We start from the raw sequence: 19834 nt of genomic DNA, 5'->3' as shown, positions 1-19834 counted from the left end.
TCCTCATTTCACGGAGCTTTCTTCCATGACGTTCAAGACGTGGACCCGCGCGGGGATCCCCGCGCTTCTGGCGGCAGCGGCGATCGCCCTGCCAGCCCTGGCCCAGACGCCGGAGGCGGCACCCGCCGCCGCGGCGGTCTCGACCGTGAACAAGGGTGACGTGGCCTGGATGATGACCTCCACGGTCCTCGTCCTGCTCATGACCGTTCCCGGCCTCGCTCTGTTCTATGGCGGCCTCGTGCGCGCCAAGAACATGCTGTCCGTGCTGATGCAGGTGCTCACCATCACCGCGGTGATGATGCTGGTGTGGGTGCTGTACGGCTACTCGCTCGCCTTCACCTCGGGCAACGCCTTCATCGGCGGCTTCGAGAAGGCCTTCCTCGCCGGCGTGACGGTCGAGAGCCTGGCCGACACCTTCACCAAGGGCGTGCAGATTCCCGAGTTCGCCTTCATCGCCTTCCAGATGACCTTCGCGGCGATCACCCCGGCCCTCGCGGTCGGCGCGTTCCCCGAGCGCATCAAGTTCCCGGCGGTGATCCTGTTCGCGGTCCTGTGGGGCACGTTCGTGTACTTCCCGATCGCCCACATGGTGTGGTTCTCCGAGGGCTACCTGTTCACCCTCGGCGCGCTGGACTTCGCGGGCGGCACGGTGGTGCACATCAATGCCGGCATCGCCGGCCTCGTCGGCTGCCTCATCGTCGGCAAGCGCATCGGCTACGGCAAGGAGCAGCTCCCGCCCCACTCGCTGCCCTTCACCATGATCGGCGCCTCCCTCCTGTGGGTCGGCTGGTTCGGCTTCAACGTGGGCTCGAACCTGGAGGCCAATGGCCTCGCGACCCTGGTGATGGTCAACACCTTCCTCGCCACCGCCGGCGCCATCGTGGGCTGGCTGGTGATCGAGTGGCTGGTGAAGGGCGCGCCCTCCATGCTCGGCGGCGCGTCGGGCGCGGTGGCCGGCCTCGTGGCCATCACCCCGGCCTGCGGCGCCTCCGGCCCCATGGGCGCGATCGTGCTCGGCATCATCGCCGCCGTGGTGTGCTTCTTCTTCTGCACCACCGTGAAGAACGCGCTCGGCTATGACGACAGCCTCGACGTGTTCGGCGTCCACGGCATCGGCGGCATCATCGGCGCCATCGGCACCGGCATCCTGGTGTCCCCGGCGCTCGGCGGCGCTGGCGTGGCCGACTACGAGATGGTCAAGCAGGTCCTGATCCAGGGCCAGGCGACCATCATCACCGTGGTGTGGTCGGGCGTGGTCTCGGCGATCATCTTCTTCGTGCTCAACATCGTGGTGGGCCTGCGCCCGTCCGCGGACGTGGAGCGCGAGGGCCTCGACATCAACGAGCACGGCGAGCGCGCCTACCACTCGTGAGTTTCAGCGGGGCGGCGCTGGCCGCCCCGCTTTCTTCAAGTTTCCGGGGCGGCTGCGGCCGCTCCGGCTGAATTAAAAAGAGGGGAACGAGAAAGGCCCCGGCGCGCGAGCGCCGGGGCCTCTTCTTTTCCGCGGGACCGACGCGGGGACGGCCGCCCGCGCCTACTCGGAGATCTTGCGGGCGCGGCTGCCCAGCGTGCGCAGGCGCAAAGCGTTGAGCTTGATGAAGCCGGCGGCGTCGCGGTGGTCGTAGGCGACGGCGCCTTCCTCGAACGTGACGAGGTCCTGGTTGTAGAGCGAGTAGGGGCTCTTGCGGCCGATGACGGTGGCGTTGCCCTTGTAGAGCTTCACCGTCACCTCGCCGGTCACATAGGCCTGGGAGTGGTCGATGGCGGCCTGCAGCATCTCGCGCTCGGGCGAGAACCAGAAGCCGTTATAGATCAGCTCCGCATAGCGCGGCATCAGCTCGTCCTTGAGGTGCGCCGCGCCACGGTCCAGCGTGATGCTCTCGATGCCGCGGTGGGCGGCGAGCAGGATGGTGCCGCCGGGGGTCTCGTAGATGCCGCGGCTCTTCATGCCGACGAAGCGGTTCTCCACGAGGTCGAGGCGGCCGATGCCGTTCTCCTTGCCCAGCGCGTTGAGGCGGGTGAGCAGGCTCGCGGGCGAGAGCGCCTCGCCGTCGATCGCCACCGCGTCGCCCTTGTCGAAGGCGATGGTGATGATCGTCGCCTCGTCTGGGGCGTCCTCCGGCGAGATGGTGCGCTGGTAGACATAGTCCGGCGCGTCGTCGGCCGGGTCCTCCAGCACCTTGCCCTCGGAGGAGGAGTGCAGGAGGTTCGCGTCCACCGAGAACGGCGCTTCGCCGCGCTTGTCCTTGGCGATCGGGATCTGGTGCGCCTCGGCGAACTCCAGGAGGCGGGTGCGCGAGGTCAGGTCCCATTCGCGCCAGGGGGCGATGACGGTGATGTCAGGCTCCAGCGCGTAGTAAGCGAGCTCGAACCGCACCTGGTCGTTGCCCTTGCCGGTGGCGCCGTGGGCGACCGCGTCGGCACCCATCTTGCGGGCGATCTCGATCTGCTTCTTGGCGATCAGCGGGCGGGCGATGGAGGTGCCGAGCAGATACAGCCCCTCATAGACCGCATTGGCGCGGAACATGGGGAACACGTAATCGGCGACGAACTCTTCGCGCACGTCCTCGATGAAGATGTTCTCCGGCTTGATGCCGAGCAGCTCCGCCTTCTTGCGCGCCGGCTCCAGCTCCTCGCCCTGGCCGAGATCGGCCGTGAAGGTGATGACCTCGCAGCCATAGGTGGTCTGGAGCCATTTGAGGATCACCGAGGTGTCGAGCCCGCCGGAATAGGCCAGCACCACCTTCTTCACGTCACGCGCCATCTGGTCTCTCGGCTGTTGGGAGCAAAATCGGCGCGGACTATAGGCCCGCGCGGCGCCCTGGCAAGTGGCGTGCCGCAAGGGCGCGCAAGGCCGCGGCGCCGCGCCGGACGAGCCCCGCGAGGGCGCGTGCCGTGCCGCGCACCAAAGCATGGAGGGCGTAGCCCACGCGGCCGATGGCGTGCTCCATGCGGAAGTCGGTGGGCGCGCCCTTGCGGCCGTAGATCAGATAGCGCATCGCCACCACGATCAGCACCACCACCACGCCGGAGAACACCACGTCGGTGAAGAAGTGGCCGCCGAAGGCGATGCGCAGCCCCCCGGCGGTGGCGGCGAAGGCGACCGCCGCGGTCATGGCCACCACCCCGAGCGGGCCGGGCACGAGGCTGGCCGGCGCGGTAAGCCAGAAGCCGAGCGCCCCCTCGCCCGAGACGAAGGAGCAATTGCCGGGGCACGCGCCGTCGGTGGCGAACCAGGGCCGGTAGGCATCCTTGCCGCCGAACTCCTCCACATGCACCGGGCGGGGGCGGCCCCATTCCTCCTTGAGGATGCCGTTCACCACGAGGCCCGGCCCGAGCGCCATGGTGGCGGCCAGGAACACCGCGGCGCGCGCGCTCATGAACATGCGGCCCCAGGGGAACAGCAGCTTCAGGATGATGGCGGCGAACGCCGGCCCGGCGATCAGCCAGGGAATCCAGTTGGCGAGCGAGCGGGCGGTCTTGGCCCAGGAGGCGCCGGCGAGCGTGAACGCGCGGCGCCCGACGTCCCAGAAATAGCCGCTGATGGCGAGGTCCCATTGCGGGAAGACGGTGAACAGGATCGCCACCGCGGCGCCGATCACGAGGGCAAGGAACAGGACAGGCCGCACGTTTCCTCCTCTGCCGCCGGCGCTTGCCGCCGCGGCGCCTGTTCCCTTTAGTGGATTTTCCCGCCGCGTCGAATCGCGAAAATGTCAGCGCCGCGGCCCGAAGGCGCCACGGCGCGCTTGCCATTCGCCGGGGAAGGCCCGATCTGACGGGGGCCGGAGAGTCGGGGCCGGCGAACCCGTTGGAGCCGGCAAGTTGGAGCCAGGATGCTGCGGCGCGCCTATCGCTTGGTGATCGACACGTACAAGATCGTCATCGACGCGATCTGGACGTTCTCGGCCGACGACGGCTGGGCGATCGCCAGCCATATCGCGCTCTCCGCGCTCATGTCGCTGTTCCCGTTCCTGATCTTCGTGACCGCTCTGGCCGGCTTCCTCGATCTGCGCCCGCTCGCCGCCGAGACCATCGAGCTGATCCTGGAGACCTGGCCCCACAAGGTGGCCGAGCCGATCTCGCGGGAGATCCACAACGTGGTGAACCAGGTGCGCACCGACGTGCTCACCTATGGCGTGGTGCTCGCCATCTACTTCTCCTCCAACGGCATCGAGAGCCTGAGGATCGGCCTCAACCGCGCCTACGGGGTGCGCGAGGAGCGGGCGTGGTACTGGCTGCGCCTGGAATCCATCGGCTACGTCCTGCTCGCCGCCGTGTCCATGCTGGCCCTGTCCTTCCTGGTGGTGCTCGGCCCGCTCCTGTGGCAGGCGGCGGTGTTCGAACTGCCGCAGCTCGAACCGCTCTCGCGCATGGTGACGCTGGCGCGGTTCGGCCTCACCGGCCTCATTTTGGTGGTGGCGCTGGTGGTGGCGCATCTGTGGCTGCCGGCGGGCCGGCGCTCGCTTCTGGAGGTGGCGCCGGGCATCCTGGTGACGCTGGCGCTGTGGCTGCTGGGCGCGGCGGCGTTCGGCTTCTATCTGTCGGAATTCCCCGCCAACTACGTCACCACCTATGCCGGCCTCGCCTCGGTGATGATCGCGTTGGTGTTCCTCTATCTGACGGCATCGATCTTCGTGTTCGGCGGCGAACTGAACGCCGCCATCAAGCGCGCCCAGGCGCCGGCCATGCTCGCCCTTCCGGCGCCGCAAGCGGCGGCGGCGGAGACGCATCCGTGATGCCGGAGACGCTGCCGGAGCCGCGCGAGGACGGGCGCCAGTCGCCCACCGCGCGGGCGGTCCAGCGCGGCGTGCTGCGGCACCTTTCGGCGCGCGGCCTCGTCGGAGTCCCCGAATTCTGCCTGGTCTCCGGCCGGCGTGCCGACATTCTCGCTGTGGACGGGCGCGGCGAGATCTCCATTGTCGAGATCAAGTCGTCCGTCACGGATTTCCGCACCGACCTCAAATGGCCGGACTACCGCGCCTATTGCGACCGGCTTCTGTTCGCCGTGCCGCTCGACTTCCCGGTCGAGATCCTGCCCGAGGAGACGGGGCTGCTGGTGGCCGACGCGTTCGGCGCCGAGCTGCTGCGCCCGGCGCCGGCCCATCCTCTGCCCGCGGCGACGCGCAAGGCGCTGATGCTGCGCTTCGCCCACACGGCGGCCTCGCGGCTCGCGGCGCTCTACGATCCCGAACTGACGCGCTACAGCCTGTGAGCGGGCGCTGACCCGCGCCGGGCTAGTTGGAGCCCGTGCCGCGTCGCATCTCGTCGCGCCTCATCTCGTCGCGTCTCATGGGCATCTTGTCGATCAAGGCAAACAGGGCGTCGGGATCGACCGGCGCGCTCCAGCGCCCGGCCACGTGGCCGTCCTTGCCCACCAGCAGCACCCGGAAGCGGTCGGCCGCCACGTTGAGCCGGCGGCGCAGCGGGTCGGCGGCGTCGGTCACGGTCAGCACCACCATGTGGCGCTCGGAAAGGCCCGCGCGCTGCGCGGCGAACCGGGCCGCCTGGTCGGCGAGGCGCGGATCGGCCGCGGAGGGGGCGAACACCACCACCGGCCGGGCCTGCCAGCGCAGGACGTCGAGCCGGTCGGCGGCGGCAGGCGCTGCGAACGGCAGGCCGGAGGCGAAAGCGAGGCCGAGCACGAGCCCGGCCCTGGATGAGGCGCGCATGGCAAAGCTCCCGGTTTCGGAGGCCGGCGTCGGCCCGTCCTTCCGTTACGGGACTTCCGGCGCGCCGGATCAGCGCCCGGCGGCCGGCCGCCTCAGCGCGGCGCGCGCTTGGCGAGGATGCGCTGCAGTGTGCGGCGGTGCATGGAGAGCCGGCGCGCGGTCTCCGACACGTTGCGCCCGCACAATTCGTAGACGCGCTGGATGTGCTCCCACCGCACCCGGTCGGCGGACATGGGATTTTCCGGCGGGATCGGCTTGTGGTCGCCGGTGGCGAACAGGGCGGCCACCACGTCGTCCGCGTCGGCGGGCTTGGCGAGATAGTCCACCGCGCCGAGCTTCACCGCGGTGACGGCGGTGGCGATGTTGCCGTAGCCGGTGAGCACGATGGCGCGGGCGCCGGGGCGGTGCTTCTTGAGCGCCGAGATCACGTCGAGGCCGGTGCCGTCGCCGAGCCGCATGTCCACCACCGCATAAGCGGGGGCGCCTGCCTCGACCCGGGCGAGGCCCTCGGCCACGGTCTCGGCCGTGGCGACGGCAAATCCCCGCGCCTCCATGGCCCGCGCGAGGCGCTGGAGGAACGGACGGTCGTCATCGACGATCAGAACCGACCGTTCTTCTCCCACCTCGGGGGGCGTCACATCGTTCATCGCTCAATTCCTCGAATCTGCGAGCCGCTCGCCGATGGCTCTCCGCATACCGTCAATTTTCCCGGACTTTTACGCTTCTTTGGGCGAAGAATAGCCCAAGCCGCGTCGATCTGTCGCGCTTCTTTCCACTTCTATGGCCAGCGCGGCGCGCGGCCAGGACACGGTGATGAGCGCCCCGCTCTGCGGCGGCGTCCGGTTGGCGAAGGTCAAGGCGGCCCCGGTGCGCTCCAGCAGCGTCTTGGCGATGAAGAAACCGAGGCCGAGGCCGCTCTCGCCATCCGGGTCCTGGCGATCGCGCGCGCGGGAGGTGACGTAGGGCTGGCCGATGCGGGCGATCACCTCGGGCGCGAAGCCGGGGCCGTCGTCGAGGAGGACGATCTCCAGGCCCGTGGGGCTCCACTGGGCATGGATCTCGACCCGCTCGGCGGCGAAGTCCACCGCGTTCTCCACCAGATTGCCGAGGCCGTAGATGAGGCCCGGATTGCGCGCGATCACCGGCGCGTCCGGGTCGTCCGGCACTTCGATGGCGATGGTGATGCCGAAATTGCGGTGCGGCTCCACCACCTCCTCCAGCAGGAGGCGCAGCGGCATGCGGTCGAACGGGGCGTCGCCCGCCTGGAGCGAGGTGAGGGTCTGGAGGATGTCGCGGCAGCGCTTGGCCTGATCGCGCAGCAGCGTCACGTCCTCGAGATGGGGATCGTCCGGCTTCATGGAGCGCTCCATCTCCTTCACCACGAGGGCGATGGTGGAGAGCGGCGTGCCCAGTTCGTGGGCGGCGGCGGCGGCGAGGCCGTCGATGGCGGACAGATGCTGCTCGCGGGCCAGCACCAGCTCGGTGGCTGCCAGCGCGTCGCCGAGCTCGCGCGCCTCCTCCGCCACGCGCCAGGAATGCAGGCCGATGAAGCCCACCGCCACCGTGAGCGAGACCCAGACGCCGGCCAGATAGAGGTCGGGCAGCACCGGCGCGGGCGACCCGCCCCAGGGCAGCGGCCAGGCATAAAGCCCCACCGCCCCGGCGCAGGCCACCGCCAGCGCGCCGAGCACCACCGTGGTGCCCCAGGCGAGGCCGGTGGCCGAGATCATGACCGGCGCTAGATAGAGCAGCACGAACGGATTCTTAAGTCCGCCCGTGAGATAGAGCAAAGCGGTGAGCTGAAGGACGTCATAGGCGAGCAGCGGCCCCGCGGCCCCGTCGCCGAGCCGCCGGGCGAGCGGGAACTTGATCCGCAGGAAGACGTTCAGGAGCACCGACAGGGACACCGCCGCGAGGCACGGCACGATGGGCAGGTCGAAGCCCAGGACCAGGTTCACCACCACGAGGGCGGCCGTCTGGCCGGCCACCGCGAGCCAGCGCAGCCGAATCAAGGTGTCGAGCCGCAGCCCCGCGGAGCGGCCGTGCTGCGACGCAGCAAGCGCTGGCATCATTCCGTCTTACCTCCCACCCCATATCGGGGTGCCTTGCACTGTGACATCCGGGACATATCTCGACATTGATATGATCCCCCCTCCCTTCGTCGGCATTGACCCAGCCCGGGACAAGCGGGAGGGTCCCCGACCCCCATTTCGCGAGGTTGGTCCATGGCCATCGGTGAATTCACCGGCGTGACGAAGCTCCCGACCCAAGTCGATCTGGGCCTGTCGACGCCGCTCTACTGGCTCTACGAGATGGGCCACGCTGCGCTCAACCCCTCGCGCGCCATGGCGGACGCGAGCCGGATGTTCCTGAAGAACCCCATCAATCCGGTGTCGCACACCACCATCGGCAAGTCGATGGCGGCGGCGTGCGAGCTGTTCGAGCGCACCACGCGCCGCTACGGCAAGCCCGATTGGGGCATCACCCACACTACGGTGGGGGCGATGAAGGTACCGGTCCACATCAATACGGTGTGGTCGCGGCCGTTCTGCAATCTGCTGCATTTCGAGCGCGCCTTCGACCATCCCCCGCGCCGGCCGCAGCCGCGTTTGCTGGTGGTGGCGCCGGTCTCCGGTCACTACGCCACCCTGCTGCGCGGCACGGTGGAGGCCATGCTGCCCACCCACGACGTCTATGTGACCGACTGGGTGGACGCCAAGATGGTGCCGCTCGCGGAGGGCCGCTTCGGCCTGTCCGACTATGTGGACTACCTGATCTCCATCTTCCACCGCATGGGCGGCGACTGCCACGTGATGGCGGTGTGCCAGCCGGCGGTGCCGGTGCTGATGGCGGTCGCCCGCATGGAGCAGGAGGAGGACCCCTACGTCCCGAAGTCCATGATCCTCATGGGCGGCCCCATCGACACGCGCGAGGCGCCGACCGCGGTCAACGCGATGGCGCAGGACCGCGGCATCGACTGGTTCCGGCGCAACGTCATCACCCAGGTGCCATGGCCCCATGCCGGCGCGCTCAGGGAGGTCTATCCCGGCTTCCTGCAGCTCAACGGCTTCATGAGCATGAACCTCGATCGCCATCTGCAGGCCCATTGGGACCTGTTCCGCCATCTGGTGAAGGGCGATGGCGATTCGGCGGAGAAGCACCGCGAATTCTACGACGAGTATCTCGCCGTCATGGATCTCACCGCCGACTTCTATCTCGATACGGTGGAGAACGTGTTCATCACCCACGCTCTGCCGAAGGGCGAGATCATGCACCATTCCCAGCGGGTCGACCCGTCGGCGGTGCATCGGGTGGCGCTGATGACGGTGGAGGGCGAGAAGGACGACATCTCCGGAATCGGCCAGACCAAGGCAGCCCATGCCTTGTGCCCGCGCATTCCCGAGGACAAGCGCGCCCATTGGGAGCAGCCGGGCGTGGGCCATTACGGCGTGTTCAACGGCTCGCGCTTCCGCTCCGAGATCGCCCCGCGCATCTCCGACTTCATCCTCTCCCAGGAACTGCCGGCCGGCGCCGCGCGCACGCCGGCGCCGAAGCGGCCGCTGCCGGAGCCCCAGCCCGACGGCCCGGTGGAGACCGACGTGTTCGGCTTTCCGCCCAACGTCACCCCGCTCCCCGTCCGCGGCGGCGCCTCAAGCTGAGACGCCGCCGGCGCGGGCCGGAGCCGCAAGCCGCCCCGCATGACGGTGGGGAATCACGCCTGCGCCGCAAGGCCCGGGGCGATCAACGCTGTTTCGCGGACCGGGTTCGCGCCGGCGAAGGTCCGGCGCATCCGCGCGGCGGTTTCTCAATATTTCAGAAAGCGTTCCGTCATTTTGCGGGCGGCCTGCATGATTGCGTGTGGGCGGCGCGCACGGGAGGGGTAGCGGGGAACGTGGTTTTTGGTGAAGATGCCGCTGCGAACATCTCCAGAACGATCGCCATGCTGTTCCGCCGCCAGGATCGCAAGGCCCCGCCCCGGGGCACTGTCGAATCCATCGAGCTGATGCTCGATGGAGAGCCCCTGGCCGTGACGGTGCGGCGGCATCCCAAGGCCCAGCGCCTCACCTTGCGCGTGCGCGCCGTGGCGCGCGACGTGACCCTCACCGCACCGCCCCACGTGCCGCTGTCCGCGGCGCGCAACTTCGTCGAGCGCCATCGCGAATGGGTGCGCGTGCGCCTCGTGCGCCTGCCGGAGATGGTGCCGTTCGAGGCCGGGGCCATCGTGCCGGTGCGCGGCGAGCCGCATCTCATCGTCCACCGGCCGGACGACCGCGGCACGGTCTGGGCCGCGCCGGCGCAAGGCGGCATGCCGGCGCTCTGCGTCGCCGGCGAGGCGCCCCACGTCGCCCGCAGGGTGCGCGACCACCTCAAGCGCGAGGCCCGCGCCGAGCTGGTCGCGGCGGTGCGCCGCCATGCGGCTGCGCTCAAGGTGGAGGTGGGCCGCATCACCCTGCGCGACACGGCGAGCCGCTGGGGCTCGTGCTCGGCCCGGGGCGACCTGTCCTTCTCCTGGCGCCTCATCATGGCGCCGCCCTTCGTGCTCGACTATCTCGCCGCGCACGAAGTGGCCCACCGGCTGGAGATGAACCACGGGCCGCGCTACTGGCGGCTGGTGGAGAGCATCTTCCCGCGCCGCGCCGAGGCGGAGGCGTGGCTGCGCCATAACGGGGCAGGACTGCACCGCTACGGCTGACGTCCCACGGCGGCCCCGCCTCGATCCGGGGCCGGCTCCGCAGCCTCAGCTGCGGTGGCCGACCTGGCGCTCCAGCGAGATGGCGCCCGGCCCGCTGGCGAAATAGAACAGCAGCCCGCCGATGACGGCGAGGTTCTTGAAGAACTGGATCTGCTGCGCCGCCTGGGCCGCCTCGGGCATCTGCCAATAAGCGTGCGCCGTCAGGGTCGCCACGACCGTGAAGCCGATCAGCAGGATCGCGGTGAGCCGCGAGGCGATGCCGAGGATCAGCGCCACCGGCGCGGCGATCTCGACGATCACGGCGAGGATCGCGAGCGTGCTCGGATAGGGCAGACCCTTGCTCGCAAGCATGCCGGTGATGCCGGAGATGTTGGTGGCCTTCTGGATGCCGGAGGGCAGAAACAAGGCGGCCATGAACAGCCGGCCGAAGAGAAGGGCGACGTCGTCCAACAGGTGCATGGGGGGAACTCCTGCGCAGGCCATCCTTATGGCGCGAAACAGCAAACTTGACCATGGGAAAAGCCGCGCGGTGGACCGACGGCGTCGGCTACCTGCCCTCGCGCACCGCAAACAGGAGGCGCGCCATGAGCGGCAGCGCCACCGAGAGGCCGGCGAAGCGGAACAGGTGGTGCGCGCTCATGAAGGCGGGATCGTAGCCGAGCGCGAAGCCGAGCGCCGTCATGGCCTCCAGCGCCCCCGGCGCGAAGGCCGTGAGCAGCTTGCCCGGATCGTCGTTGGTGGCGAGCGCGGCGAGCACCGCGAACACCGCCGAGATGCCGGCGGACACCACGAAGCCGACCACCGAGACCAGGGTCATCTCCCGCACCGTGTAGAGGCTGGTGCCGCGGAAGCGGACGCCCACGTTGCAGCCCAGAACCACGAAGGCGGGCACCAGAAGCGCCATGGGCAGGGTGGCGGTGGACAGGCCCGCAAGGTGCAGGGCCGCGCTCGCCAGCAGCGCGCCGACGATGACGCCGCCCGGCATGCGCACCCGGCCGGCGAGCAGGCCGCATGCGGCGCAGGCCGCCAGCAGCAGCGCCACCTCCGCCCAGCCGCCCCGCTGCGGCGGCGCCGCCACCTGCGCGCTGGCGAGGCCGGCGGCCCCGAGGATGTTGGGCAGCGCCGCCACCAGCAGGAACAGGCGCACCGTCTGGGCGAAGGCGACCCGCCGCAGGTCCGCCCCGCTTTCCGCCGCCATGCCCACCACCGCCGAGAAGGCGCCGGGCGCGGAGGCATAGAAGGCGGTCTCCAGCGACCAGCGGGCCACATGGCGGAAATAGAGCATCGAGCCCGCCATGGTGCAGAACACGCTGACCGTCAGGAAGGCCATGCTGACGGGCCAGGTTGTGGCCTGGGCCACCAGGTCGGGCGTGAGCGCGGTGCCCATGGAGGTGCCGAGCACCACATAGGAGGCGATCTCGATCGGCTTCGGCACCTGGACGTCCACCCGCGCCAAGGCCAGCGCCAGCGTCAGCAGGAGCGCGCCGGAGATCCAGGCGGCCGGCAGGCCGGCAAGGTGGAAGGCGAAGCCGCCGAGCCCGCCGGCCGCGAGGGTGAGCAGGCTGGCGCGCAGTGCCTTTCCCCGGCCGCCCGAAGGGCTCACGGGACCTCCCGCCGCGCGGTGAGCCAGCCCGAGAGCCGCTGCGCCACATCGGCAAGCTGCGTCTCGCCGCGGGCGAAGCACAGGCGCAGGAAGCGCTCGCCGCCGGGGCCGAAGGCGGTGCCGGGCGCGAGCCCCACCTGGGCCTCGTCCACCAGCCGCAGCGCCAGCCGGCGCACGTCCGGCTCCCCGGCGACGCCGAAGAACAGATAGAAGGCGCCGGCCGGCGGCACCAGGTCGACCCGCCCGGTGGCGGCGAGCGCGGCGCACATGAGGTCGCGCCCGGCCTTCGCCCGCGCCACCTGCTCGGCGACGAACGGCTCGCCCTGCTCCAGCGCCGCGATGGCGGCGCGCTGCATGAAGGCCGCGACCCCGGAGGTGGAATACTGGATCAGGTTCTCGATCACCTGGCCGAGCGCCGGCGGCGCCTCCAGCCAGCCGATGCGCCAGCCCGTCATGGCCCAGTTCTTCGAGAAGGTCTGCACGAACAGGATGTGGTCGTCGTCCTCCATCACGTCGCGGAACGAGGGCGCAAGCGCGCCTTCGCCGTAGTGGAAGCGGCCGTAGATCTCGTCGGCGACGATCCACAGCCCGTGCCGGCGCGCCAGCGCCAGGATGGCGCGCAGATCGTCGTGGGAGGCGACGAAGCCGGTGGGATTGGCCGGCGAATTGACGAAGATGGCGCGGGTGCGCGGCGTGACGGCGCGCTCCAGCCGGTCATGATCGAAGGTGAAGCCCGTCGGCCCGTAGTCGAACGGCACGGGCACCGGAACGGCGCCGATCTTCAGCGCCGCCGCCGCCGCGTTCGGCCAGGTGGGCGAGGGCAACAGCAGTTCCTCTCCCGCCCCCAGCGCCATGGTGAAGGCGATCTGGATCGCCTGCATGCCCGAGCCGGTGACGAAGAAGCGCTCGGGCGCCTCGGCGACGCCGTAGAGCCGGGCGATGTAGCGCGCCAGCGCCGCGCGCAGCTCCGGCAGGCCGCGCTGCCAGGTGTAGAACGTCTCTCCCGCCTCCAGCGATCGGGCGGCGGCGTGGCTGATGAAGGCCGGCGTCGGCAGGTCGCCCTCGCCCGCCCACATGGGAATCACCCCGCCGCGGGCGCGGCCGTAATTCATCACCTCGACGATGCCGCTCTCCGGCAGTGCGCGCACATGGGCGCGCACCCGGTCGAGGCAGGGATCGGCCGCGGACGGAACCGCGCGCTGCGGCGTGCTTGGGGATGGGGCGGTCATGGCAGGCTCGGCGGCAGGCTGGAGCGCGTTCGGGGCGAAGGCGCGGGCGAAGGCTGAGGGAAAAGGCGCGGTGGCAAAAGGCTCAGAACAGGCGGCGGGTTCACGAATGAGTCGCCGCCCCCGAACCATAGACGCCATCCGCCCGGTTTTCTCATCAATTGCTGACGGGGTTCGATCAGAAAGGCTGATCGTTGGCGGCGCCAATTACCTATCGGCAGTGCGTCTGCGCAATGGTGCCTTGCATGGCTGCGCATTGTGATTGCAGGAACGGCAACCTAGCTCTGGAGACACCAAGGCCGGCAGCTTCGACGCGCCGGCATCTCCAGACGCGGGGACACGCGATGACCGCCACCGTTCAGACCACCCGCCCGGCCCTCGACCCGGCCGCGCTCGACACCCTGTTCCGCACCGCCCGCTCGCACAATGGCTGGACCGACCAGCCGGTGAGCGACGCCGAGATCCGGGCGCTCTACGACCTGGTGAAATTCGGCCCCACCTCGGCCAACACCCAGCCGGCGCGCTTCGTGTTCGTGCGCTCCGAGGCGGCCAAGGCGCGCCTCGCCCCGGCGCTCCCGGAAGGCAACCGCAAGGCGCTCGCCGCGCCGGTGATCGCGCTGATCGGCTACGACACCAAGTTCTACGACCGGATCCCCGAGGTGTTCCCGCACAATCCCGGCTTCCGCGACCTGTTCGTGAACAAGCCCGAGATGGTCGAGCCGCACGCCTTCCGCAATTCCTCGCTCCAGGGCGCCTACCTCATCCTCGCCGCCCGCGCGCTCGGGCTCGATGTCGGCCCCATGTCCGGCTTCGACCAGGCGACGGTGGATGCGGAATTCTTCCCCGGCGGCACGGTGAAGACCAATTTCATCGCCGCCGTCGGCCACGGCGACCATTCCAAGGTGATGGAGCGCCTGCCGCGCCTCGCCTTCGCGGACGCGGCCGCGATCGTCTGATCCACCGGCGGAACTGGGCCTGAACCCGCGAGGGAATGTCCAGGATGCCGGCCGGGCCGGCCGCGGGGATGGACCTGCGGCCGGCCCGGCGTGCGATCAGCCCTCGCCGGGATCGGCGGTGAGGCCGGCGGCGGTGATGCCGGCCACGGCGCAGGCCTCGTCATTGTCCGAGGTGTCGCCGGAAATTCCGATCGCGCCGATGACGTCGCCCAGGTCATCGCGGATCAGCACGCCGCCCGGCACCGGAATCAGCGCGCCGCCGATGGTGCTGGTGGCCGCGGCGATGAAATAGGGCTGCTCCTGCGCCCGCTTGAACAGCGCGCGCGACCCCATGCCCATGGCGAGGGCCCCGTTCGCCTTTCCTCGCGCGATATCCCCCCGGTTGAGGCTGGTGGTATCGTCGGCGAGGAAGCTCTTGAGCGCCCCACGCCCATCCAGGACGCAGATGGCGAGCGGCTTCATGTCGTGCGTCCGCGCATGGGCATGGGCGGCGTTGAGGATGGTCTGCGCCGCGGCGAGTGTCAGGCTTTTCAAGGGCTTCCTCCTGGTCAGGGCGGGCGCGGGAGCGCGCCGGCGGGTTCGCCCGGCCGGTGGATCGGACGCCGGACGCCGCCCATCCCTCTACCGCATCCGGCCGCGTTTCTGAACCGGCGGCGCGGCCGATCGGCGGCGATCGCGCGCCATTTTTGCTCTCCCTCGCCGCCCCGGCATGGCACCATCGCCGCCAAGACCGGGAGACAGAGCCATGACCGCCGCCGCGACCCCCAACCCCAAGCGCCTCAGCTTCGAGCCGGGACACCGCCGCAAGTTCCTGGTGGTGGTGGACGACACGCCGGAATGCGACCGCGCGGTCTATTATGCCAGCAGGCGCGCCGCCGGGACCTCGGGCGGGCTGGTCCTGCTCGGCGTCCTGGAGCTGGAAGGCGTGAACCAGCAGTGGCTCGGCGTCGCCGACCTGATGCGCGCCGAGGCGCAGGAGCAGATGCAGGCGCGGCTTCAGAAATTCGCGGCGCGGGCGCGCCAGGTGGCCGGCATCGCCGCCGAGGAGGTGATCCGCGAGGGCTCGAAGGCGGCGGCGATCTTCTCCCTCATCGCGGAAGACCGCGACCTCGCCATCCTGGTGCTCGCCGCCGGCACCGGCAGCGAGGGGCCGGGGCCGCTGGTGACGAGCCTCGTCACCGGCCACGCGGCGCGCTTCCCGGTGCCCGTCACCATCGTGCCCGGCGCGCTCTCCGATGAGGAACTGGACGCCCTCGCCTGAGGCGCCGGGGGCAGCATCGAAGCGGGCCGCCCCGCCGGCCGCCGCGCAAGCGCGGCAGGGACGCGGCGGGGGCCCGCTCATCGCGGACGTGGTACGCCGGTCACTTGTTCCACGTCACGCGATAAGGGCCGGCATCGATATGGATGTGGCCGGACCGGTAAAGGCCGAGGCCCTTCACCCGTGGATCGTTGCGCAGGAAGGCGACGATGGCGCGGCGGTTGCCGGAAGGGCGGAAGTCGACGGCACCGCAGTCGCGGTGCTGGCTCGGCCGGCCGGTTCCGGCGATCACGGCGCCGGGGCGATGGGTGGAGATCACCGTCACGGCGCCGAACTTCTGCTCCACGTCCGCGAGCGCGCTGCGCAGCTCCGGCGGAAGGCAGGCGAGGCTGGTGCTCGATGAGCCCGCGCTGCCGGACTTCGATTTCGGACCGGCGAAGGCGGGGCCCAAGGCAGCGGCGAGAATGAGGGCGGCGGAAAGCGTACGCACAGGAAATGCCATGCTCGACGAAGGTCCTTGGAATTGGGGGAATGGCGGGCGTCCGCGGCGGCGAAAGGCGCCTGCGGGAGATGGCCCGGCGATCGGGACGCGCAGCGCGGCGTCCGGAGGGCGCGCTTTAGATCGGCGATGTTTGGCACAAATAGGGCGTGCCGCACGCGGCGCATTCTACCTCTCCGCGCAGACCCGCGTGGGGCGCCTGTGCAGATGTGCTTGCGCAATCTCAGTTTGACGCTATATTGGCGCCGTCCCTGATGAGGGATACCTCAGCGCCATCGCAGTCGAAGGTGATGAGAGTGGGCCCCGGCCGGGACCCGCTCCTTTTCGGCATATCCGCACCCGTCGGAGCCGAAGCATCCCCTGGCGCGACTGGCGCGACCCGCCGAGAGGACCGCCGGACGGCGGCCCCGCGGCGGCGAGCGAACACGAAATTCCGCGCACGGAAGCTGCGCAAGAACCGTCCCGGAGGGACATGAGCGACCCGATCACCCTGACCGCCGATGCCGACGAGCCGCGCCTCATCACCGAGACCGGCGTCTCGGCGCGCGTAGCGTCCATCGCCTCCGGCGTGCTCGGGGGCCTGGGATTCCGGCTGGTGCGCGTGAAGGTCACCAACCGCGACGGCGGCACGGTGCAGATCATGGCCGAGCGGCCGGACGGCACCATGACCATCGACGATTGCGAGGCCGCCTCGCGCGCCCTCTCGCCGGTGCTCGACGTGGAGGACCCGATCCACGGCGCCTACCGCCTGGAGATGTCCTCGCCCGGCATCGACCGGCCTTTGGTGCGCCTCAGCGACTTCGTGCGCTGGTCCGGCCACGAGGTGAAGATCGAGATGGCGGTGCCGGTGGACGGCCGCAAGCGCTTCCGCGGCCTGCTGATCGGCGCCGAGGGCAGCGAGGCGGTGGTGCGCCGGCTCGACGCCAAGGCCGACGAGGAGCCGACCGTGCGCCTTCAGGTGGGCGACATCCATGAAGCCAAGCTCGTCCTCACCGATGCCCTGATCCGCGAGGCGCTGCGCGCCGCCAAGGCCGCCGGCGAGGACCTGGACGACGAGGCCGAGGCCTTCCTCGACGGCGCCGAAGGCGCGGCCGAAGAGGATGCTCTGGCGGACGAGGACATGCCCGCGCCGCCGCGCCACAATCCGAGCGCCAACAAGGGCCTGACCGGCAAGGTCGTCGGCAAGAAGGCCAAGGCCAGCAAGACCGGCAAGAAGGCGCACGCAAAGAAAACCAAGGTCAAGAAGTCGCCCTTCGCCGAAGAAGACGACGTCCGGGCCCCGAAGACCACTGCGAAGGAGACGCACTGATGGTCGCCGTCAGCGCAAACCGCCTGGAGCTTCTGCAGATCGCTGACGCGGTCGCGCGGGAGAAGTCCATCGACCGCGGCATCGTCATCGCCGCCATGGAGGACGCCATCGCCAAGGCCGCGCGCTCGCGCTACGGCCAGGAGACGGACATCCACGCGGACATCAATCCCAAGACCGGCGAGCTGCGCCTGGCGCGCCACCTGCTGGTGGTGGACGAGGTGGAGAATTCCGCCACCGAGATCACCCTTGACGGCGCGCGCCGCCACAATCCCGCGGCCCAGGTGGGCGACACCATCGCCGACACCCTGCCGCCCTTCGACTTCGGCCGCATCGCGGCCCAGTCGGCCAAGCAGGTGATCGTGCAGAAGGTGCGCGAGGCCGAGCGCGACCGGCAGTATGACGAGTACAAGGACCGCATCGGCGACATCGTCAACGGCCTCGTCAAGCGGGTCGAGTACGGCAACGTGGTGGTGGACCTCGGCCGCGGCGAAGGCATCCTGCGCCGCGACGAGCTGCTGCCGCGCGAGATGGTCAAGACCGGCGACCGCATCCGCGCCTATGTCTACGACGTGCGCCGCGAGCCGCGCGGCCCGCAGATCTTCCTCTCGCGCACCCATCCGCAGTTCATGTCGAAGCTGTTCGCCCAGGAAGTGCCGGAGATCTACGACGGCATCGTCGAGATCAAGGCGGTCGCCCGCGATCCCGGCTCGCGCGCCAAGATCGCCGTCATCTCGCGCGATTCTTCGGTGGACCCGGTCGGCGCCTGCGTCGGCATGCGCGGCTCGCGCGTGCAGGCGGTGGTGAACGAGCTGCAGGGCGAGAAGATCGACATCATCCCCTGGAACCCGGACATCGCGACCTTCATCGTCAACGCCCTCGCCCCGGCCGAGGTGGTGAAGGTGGTGCTCGACGAGGACCGCGAGCGCATCGAGGTGGTGGTGCCCGACGCGCAGCTCTCGCTCGCCATCGGCCGGCGCGGCCAGAACGTGCGCCTCGCCTCCCAGCTCACCGGCTGGGACATCGACATCATGACCGAGCAGGAGGAGAGCGAGCGGCGCCAGAAGGAGTTCGCCGAGCGCACCAAGATGTTCGCCGAGGCGCTCGATCTCGACGAGATGATGGGCCAGCTGCTCACCTCCGAGGGCTTCACCTCGGTGGAGGAGATCGCCTACGTGCCGGTGTCGGAGCTCGCCTCCATCGAGGGCTTCGACGAGGACACCGCGGCCGAGCTTCAGGCCCGCGCCCTCAAGCACCTCGCCGAGGTGGAGGAGGCGCTGGATGCCCGCCGCAAGGAGCTGGGCGTCGAGGACGACCTGAAGGGCGTGCCCGGCGTCACCTCCAAGATGCTGGTGGCGTTCGGCGAGAACGACATCAAGAGCGTCGAGGACCTCGCCGGTTGCGCCACCGACGACCTGATCGGCTGGAGCGAGCGCAAGGACGGCGAGACCACCCGCCATCCCGGCGCGCTCGACGGCTTCGAGTTCACCCGCGAGGACGCCGAGACCCTGATCATGCAGGCCCGCGTCACCGCGGGCTGGATCAGCGCCGAAGACCTTGTCCCCGAGGGCGCGGAGGAGGCCGAAGAGGCCGCCCCCGACGCCTCGGCCTGAGTAGAAGGAGATGACCCACGGTGCTCGCGAGCGTGCTGGACGAGGAGACGGACGGGGGGCCGCGCAGCGTTGCCGTTGCGCGCGCGCCGCTCGCGCGCCTGTGCCTCGCCACCCGCGCCGTGACGCCCGTGGGGGAGATGCTGCGCTTCGTGGTGGGGCCGGACGGCACGATCGTCCCTGACCTCGCGCGCCGGCTGCCGGGCCGCGGCGCCTGGGTGAGCGCCACCCGCGCGGCGCTGGAGACCGCCCTGAAGCGCAAGGCCTTCGGCCGCGCCTTCAAGGGCAAGGGCACGGCCGACCCCGGCCTGGCCGATCTCGTCGATGAACTTCTTTCGCGCGATGCCCGCGCATCCCTGAGTCTTGCCAACAAGGCTGGGCGTGTGGTCACGGGCAACGCGAAGGTGGAGGAGGCGCTCGCCGGTGGCGGCGTGCTCGTGCTTCTCCACGCCGCCGATGCGCGCCCGGACGGGGTGCGCAAGCTGGATGCGCGCGTCCGGCAGGCGGAGGCGCAAGGCGCCCCTCGGGTCCATGTGATCGATTGCTTTCCCGGCATCGAATTGGACTTGGCGTTGGGGCGGTCAAATGTGGTACATGCGGCGCTGCTCGCGCATCCGACGACCGCGGGATTTCTCGCGCGCTGCCGAAAGCTCGAGCGCTGGCGGACCGGAACGTCCGACAGCGCGCCGGAGGGGCATGGCCTGAACGCAGGCGCATCCCCCGACCGGATGCAAGGAACGGATACGGAATGAACGACACCAAGACTCCCGGCGACAAGACGCTCCATCCCGCCCCCGGCAAGACGCTCACCCTGAAGCGCCCGGTGGAGCAGGGCACGGTGCGCCAGAGCTTCAGCCACGGCCGCTCCAAGGCGGTGGTGGTGGAGAAGGTGAAGCGCCGCGTCATCGCGCCGGGCGAGGCTGCAGCGCCTGCGGCGGCGACGCCGCGCCCCGCAGCTCCGGCCGCTGCCCCGGCTGCGCCTGCGCCGGCCGCTGCGAAGGCCGCGCCTGCGGC

At 70.2% G+C, this 19834-nt stretch carries 21 protein-coding genes; 11 read left to right on the top strand and 10 right to left on the bottom strand.

Features of this window, described 5'->3' with window-relative positions; translation table 11 throughout:
• Window positions 1–25: 25 nt before the first annotated feature.
• A complete protein-coding gene (locus D9R14_RS14650; RefSeq protein WP_121624087.1) occupies window positions 26–1372 on the top strand; it encodes an ammonium transporter in 1347 nt (448 codons plus the stop codon).
• Between the two features lie 162 nt (window positions 1373–1534).
• Here D9R14_RS14650 and D9R14_RS14645 read toward each other — a convergent pair whose 3' ends face one another.
• Both D9R14_RS14645 and D9R14_RS14640 read right to left on the bottom strand, forming a co-directional pair.
• Window positions 1535–2764 carry an argininosuccinate synthase gene (locus D9R14_RS14645; RefSeq protein WP_121624086.1) on the bottom strand — a complete coding sequence of 410 codons (1230 nt, stop codon included), beginning with the start codon at window positions 2762–2764 and terminating at the stop codon, window positions 1535–1537.
• A gap of 37 nt (window positions 2765–2801) precedes the next feature.
• Window positions 2802–3629, bottom strand: a complete 828-nt coding sequence (locus tag D9R14_RS14640; RefSeq protein WP_121624085.1) for a phosphatase PAP2 family protein — start codon at window positions 3627–3629, stop codon at window positions 2802–2804.
• A gap of 204 nt (window positions 3630–3833) precedes the next feature.
• Between D9R14_RS14640 and D9R14_RS14635 the strand changes: the two genes are divergently transcribed.
• Window positions 3834–4736, top strand: coding sequence for a YihY/virulence factor BrkB family protein (locus D9R14_RS14635; RefSeq protein WP_121624084.1), 903 nt, complete (start codon window positions 3834–3836; stop codon window positions 4734–4736).
• Entirely contained in the window at window positions 4736–5212 is a 477-nt protein-coding gene (locus D9R14_RS14630; protein ID WP_121624083.1) for an MmcB family DNA repair protein, read from the top strand. The genes D9R14_RS14635 and D9R14_RS14630 overlap by 1 nt, the downstream gene beginning before the upstream one ends.
• Window positions 5213–5234: 22 nt before the next feature.
• On the opposite strand, the gene D9R14_RS14625 is transcribed toward D9R14_RS14630, so the two are convergent.
• The 3 genes from D9R14_RS14625 to D9R14_RS14615 all read right to left on the bottom strand — a co-directional run bounded on the left by D9R14_RS14625 (window position 5235) and on the right by D9R14_RS14615 (window position 7741).
• The gene (locus D9R14_RS14625) at window positions 5235–5669 is read right to left on the bottom strand and encodes a DUF4174 domain-containing protein (protein ID WP_121624082.1); all 435 of its coding nucleotides are present in this window, start codon (window positions 5667–5669) and stop codon (window positions 5235–5237) included.
• A gap of 92 nt (window positions 5670–5761) precedes the next feature.
• The gene (locus D9R14_RS14620; protein WP_121624081.1) at window positions 5762–6316 is read right to left on the bottom strand and encodes an ActR/PrrA/RegA family redox response regulator transcription factor; all 555 of its coding nucleotides are present in this window, start codon (window positions 6314–6316) and stop codon (window positions 5762–5764) included.
• 69 nt (window positions 6317–6385) lie between these two features.
• The gene (locus D9R14_RS14615) at window positions 6386–7741 is read right to left on the bottom strand and encodes an ActS/PrrB/RegB family redox-sensitive histidine kinase (protein ID WP_342634789.1); all 1356 of its coding nucleotides are present in this window, start codon (window positions 7739–7741) and stop codon (window positions 6386–6388) included.
• A gap of 153 nt (window positions 7742–7894) precedes the next feature.
• On the opposite strand from D9R14_RS14615, the gene D9R14_RS14610 reads away from it, so the two are divergent.
• A complete protein-coding gene (locus tag D9R14_RS14610) occupies window positions 7895–9328 on the top strand; it encodes a polyhydroxyalkanoate depolymerase (RefSeq protein WP_121624080.1) in 1434 nt (477 codons plus the stop codon).
• A gap of 281 nt (window positions 9329–9609) precedes the next feature.
• A complete protein-coding gene (locus D9R14_RS14605; RefSeq protein ID WP_121624079.1) occupies window positions 9610–10362 on the top strand; it encodes a M48 family metallopeptidase in 753 nt (250 codons plus the stop codon).
• A 45-nt stretch (window positions 10363–10407) separates the two neighbouring features.
• On the opposite strand, the gene D9R14_RS14600 is transcribed toward D9R14_RS14605, so the two are convergent.
• The 3 genes from D9R14_RS14600 to D9R14_RS14590 form a co-directional block, all read right to left on the bottom strand.
• The gene (locus D9R14_RS14600) at window positions 10408–10821 is read right to left on the bottom strand and encodes a DoxX family protein (protein WP_121624078.1); all 414 of its coding nucleotides are present in this window, start codon (window positions 10819–10821) and stop codon (window positions 10408–10410) included.
• 88 nt (window positions 10822–10909) lie between these two features.
• Window positions 10910–11965 (bottom strand): AbrB family transcriptional regulator, encoded by a 1056-nt coding sequence (locus D9R14_RS14595; RefSeq protein ID WP_170168625.1) that lies wholly within the window; start codon window positions 11963–11965, stop codon window positions 10910–10912.
• Window positions 11962–13194, bottom strand: a complete 1233-nt coding sequence (locus D9R14_RS14590; protein ID WP_121624076.1) for a pyridoxal phosphate-dependent aminotransferase — start codon at window positions 13192–13194, stop codon at window positions 11962–11964. The genes D9R14_RS14595 and D9R14_RS14590 overlap by 4 nt, the downstream gene beginning before the upstream one ends.
• A gap of 341 nt (window positions 13195–13535) precedes the next feature.
• On the opposite strand from D9R14_RS14590, the gene D9R14_RS14585 reads away from it, so the two are divergent.
• Window positions 13536–14147, top strand: a complete 612-nt coding sequence (locus tag D9R14_RS14585; RefSeq protein ID WP_121624075.1) for a malonic semialdehyde reductase — start codon at window positions 13536–13538, stop codon at window positions 14145–14147.
• Window positions 14148–14243: 96 nt separating this feature from the next.
• Here the strand turns inward: D9R14_RS14585 and D9R14_RS14580 are convergent, their stop codons facing one another.
• Complete coding sequence (locus D9R14_RS14580; RefSeq protein ID WP_121624074.1) at window positions 14244–14681, bottom strand: GlcG/HbpS family heme-binding protein; 438 nt, start codon at window positions 14679–14681, stop codon at window positions 14244–14246.
• 211 nt (window positions 14682–14892) lie between these two features.
• Between D9R14_RS14580 and D9R14_RS14575 the strand changes: the two genes are divergently transcribed.
• Window positions 14893–15408: a universal stress protein gene (locus D9R14_RS14575; protein ID WP_121624073.1), complete on the top strand. Its 516-nt coding sequence runs from the start codon at window positions 14893–14895 to the stop codon at window positions 15406–15408.
• Between the two features lie 100 nt (window positions 15409–15508).
• Here the strand turns inward: D9R14_RS14575 and D9R14_RS14570 are convergent, their stop codons facing one another.
• Complete coding sequence (locus tag D9R14_RS14570; RefSeq protein ID WP_121624072.1) at window positions 15509–15907, bottom strand: D-Ala-D-Ala carboxypeptidase family metallohydrolase; 399 nt, start codon at window positions 15905–15907, stop codon at window positions 15509–15511.
• A gap of 469 nt (window positions 15908–16376) precedes the next feature.
• Here D9R14_RS14570 and rimP point away from each other — a divergent pair, with 469 nt between their 5' ends.
• The 4 genes from rimP to D9R14_RS14550 all read left to right on the top strand — a co-directional run.
• Complete coding sequence (gene rimP, locus D9R14_RS14565; RefSeq protein ID WP_121624071.1) at window positions 16377–17213, top strand: ribosome maturation factor RimP; 837 nt, start codon at window positions 16377–16379, stop codon at window positions 17211–17213.
• Complete coding sequence (gene nusA / locus D9R14_RS14560) at window positions 17213–18823, top strand: transcription termination factor NusA (RefSeq protein WP_121624070.1); 1611 nt, start codon at window positions 17213–17215, stop codon at window positions 18821–18823. Before rimP ends, nusA begins: the two co-directional genes overlap by 1 nt.
• Window positions 18824–18843: 20 nt before the next feature.
• Window positions 18844–19572: an RNA-binding protein gene (locus D9R14_RS14555; protein ID WP_121624069.1), complete on the top strand. Its 729-nt coding sequence runs from the start codon at window positions 18844–18846 to the stop codon at window positions 19570–19572.
• On the top strand, window positions 19569–19834 hold a 266-nt coding region (locus D9R14_RS14550), incomplete at its 3' end, for a translation initiation factor IF-2 associated domain-containing protein (RefSeq protein ID WP_147453039.1). The genes D9R14_RS14555 and D9R14_RS14550, both read left to right, overlap by 4 nt.

This window comes from Xanthobacter tagetidis (genome assembly GCF_003667445.1).
Lineage (GTDB): Bacteria > Pseudomonadota > Alphaproteobacteria > Rhizobiales > Xanthobacteraceae > Xanthobacter > Xanthobacter tagetidis.
This window is presented reverse-complemented; position numbering and strand designations above follow the sequence as displayed.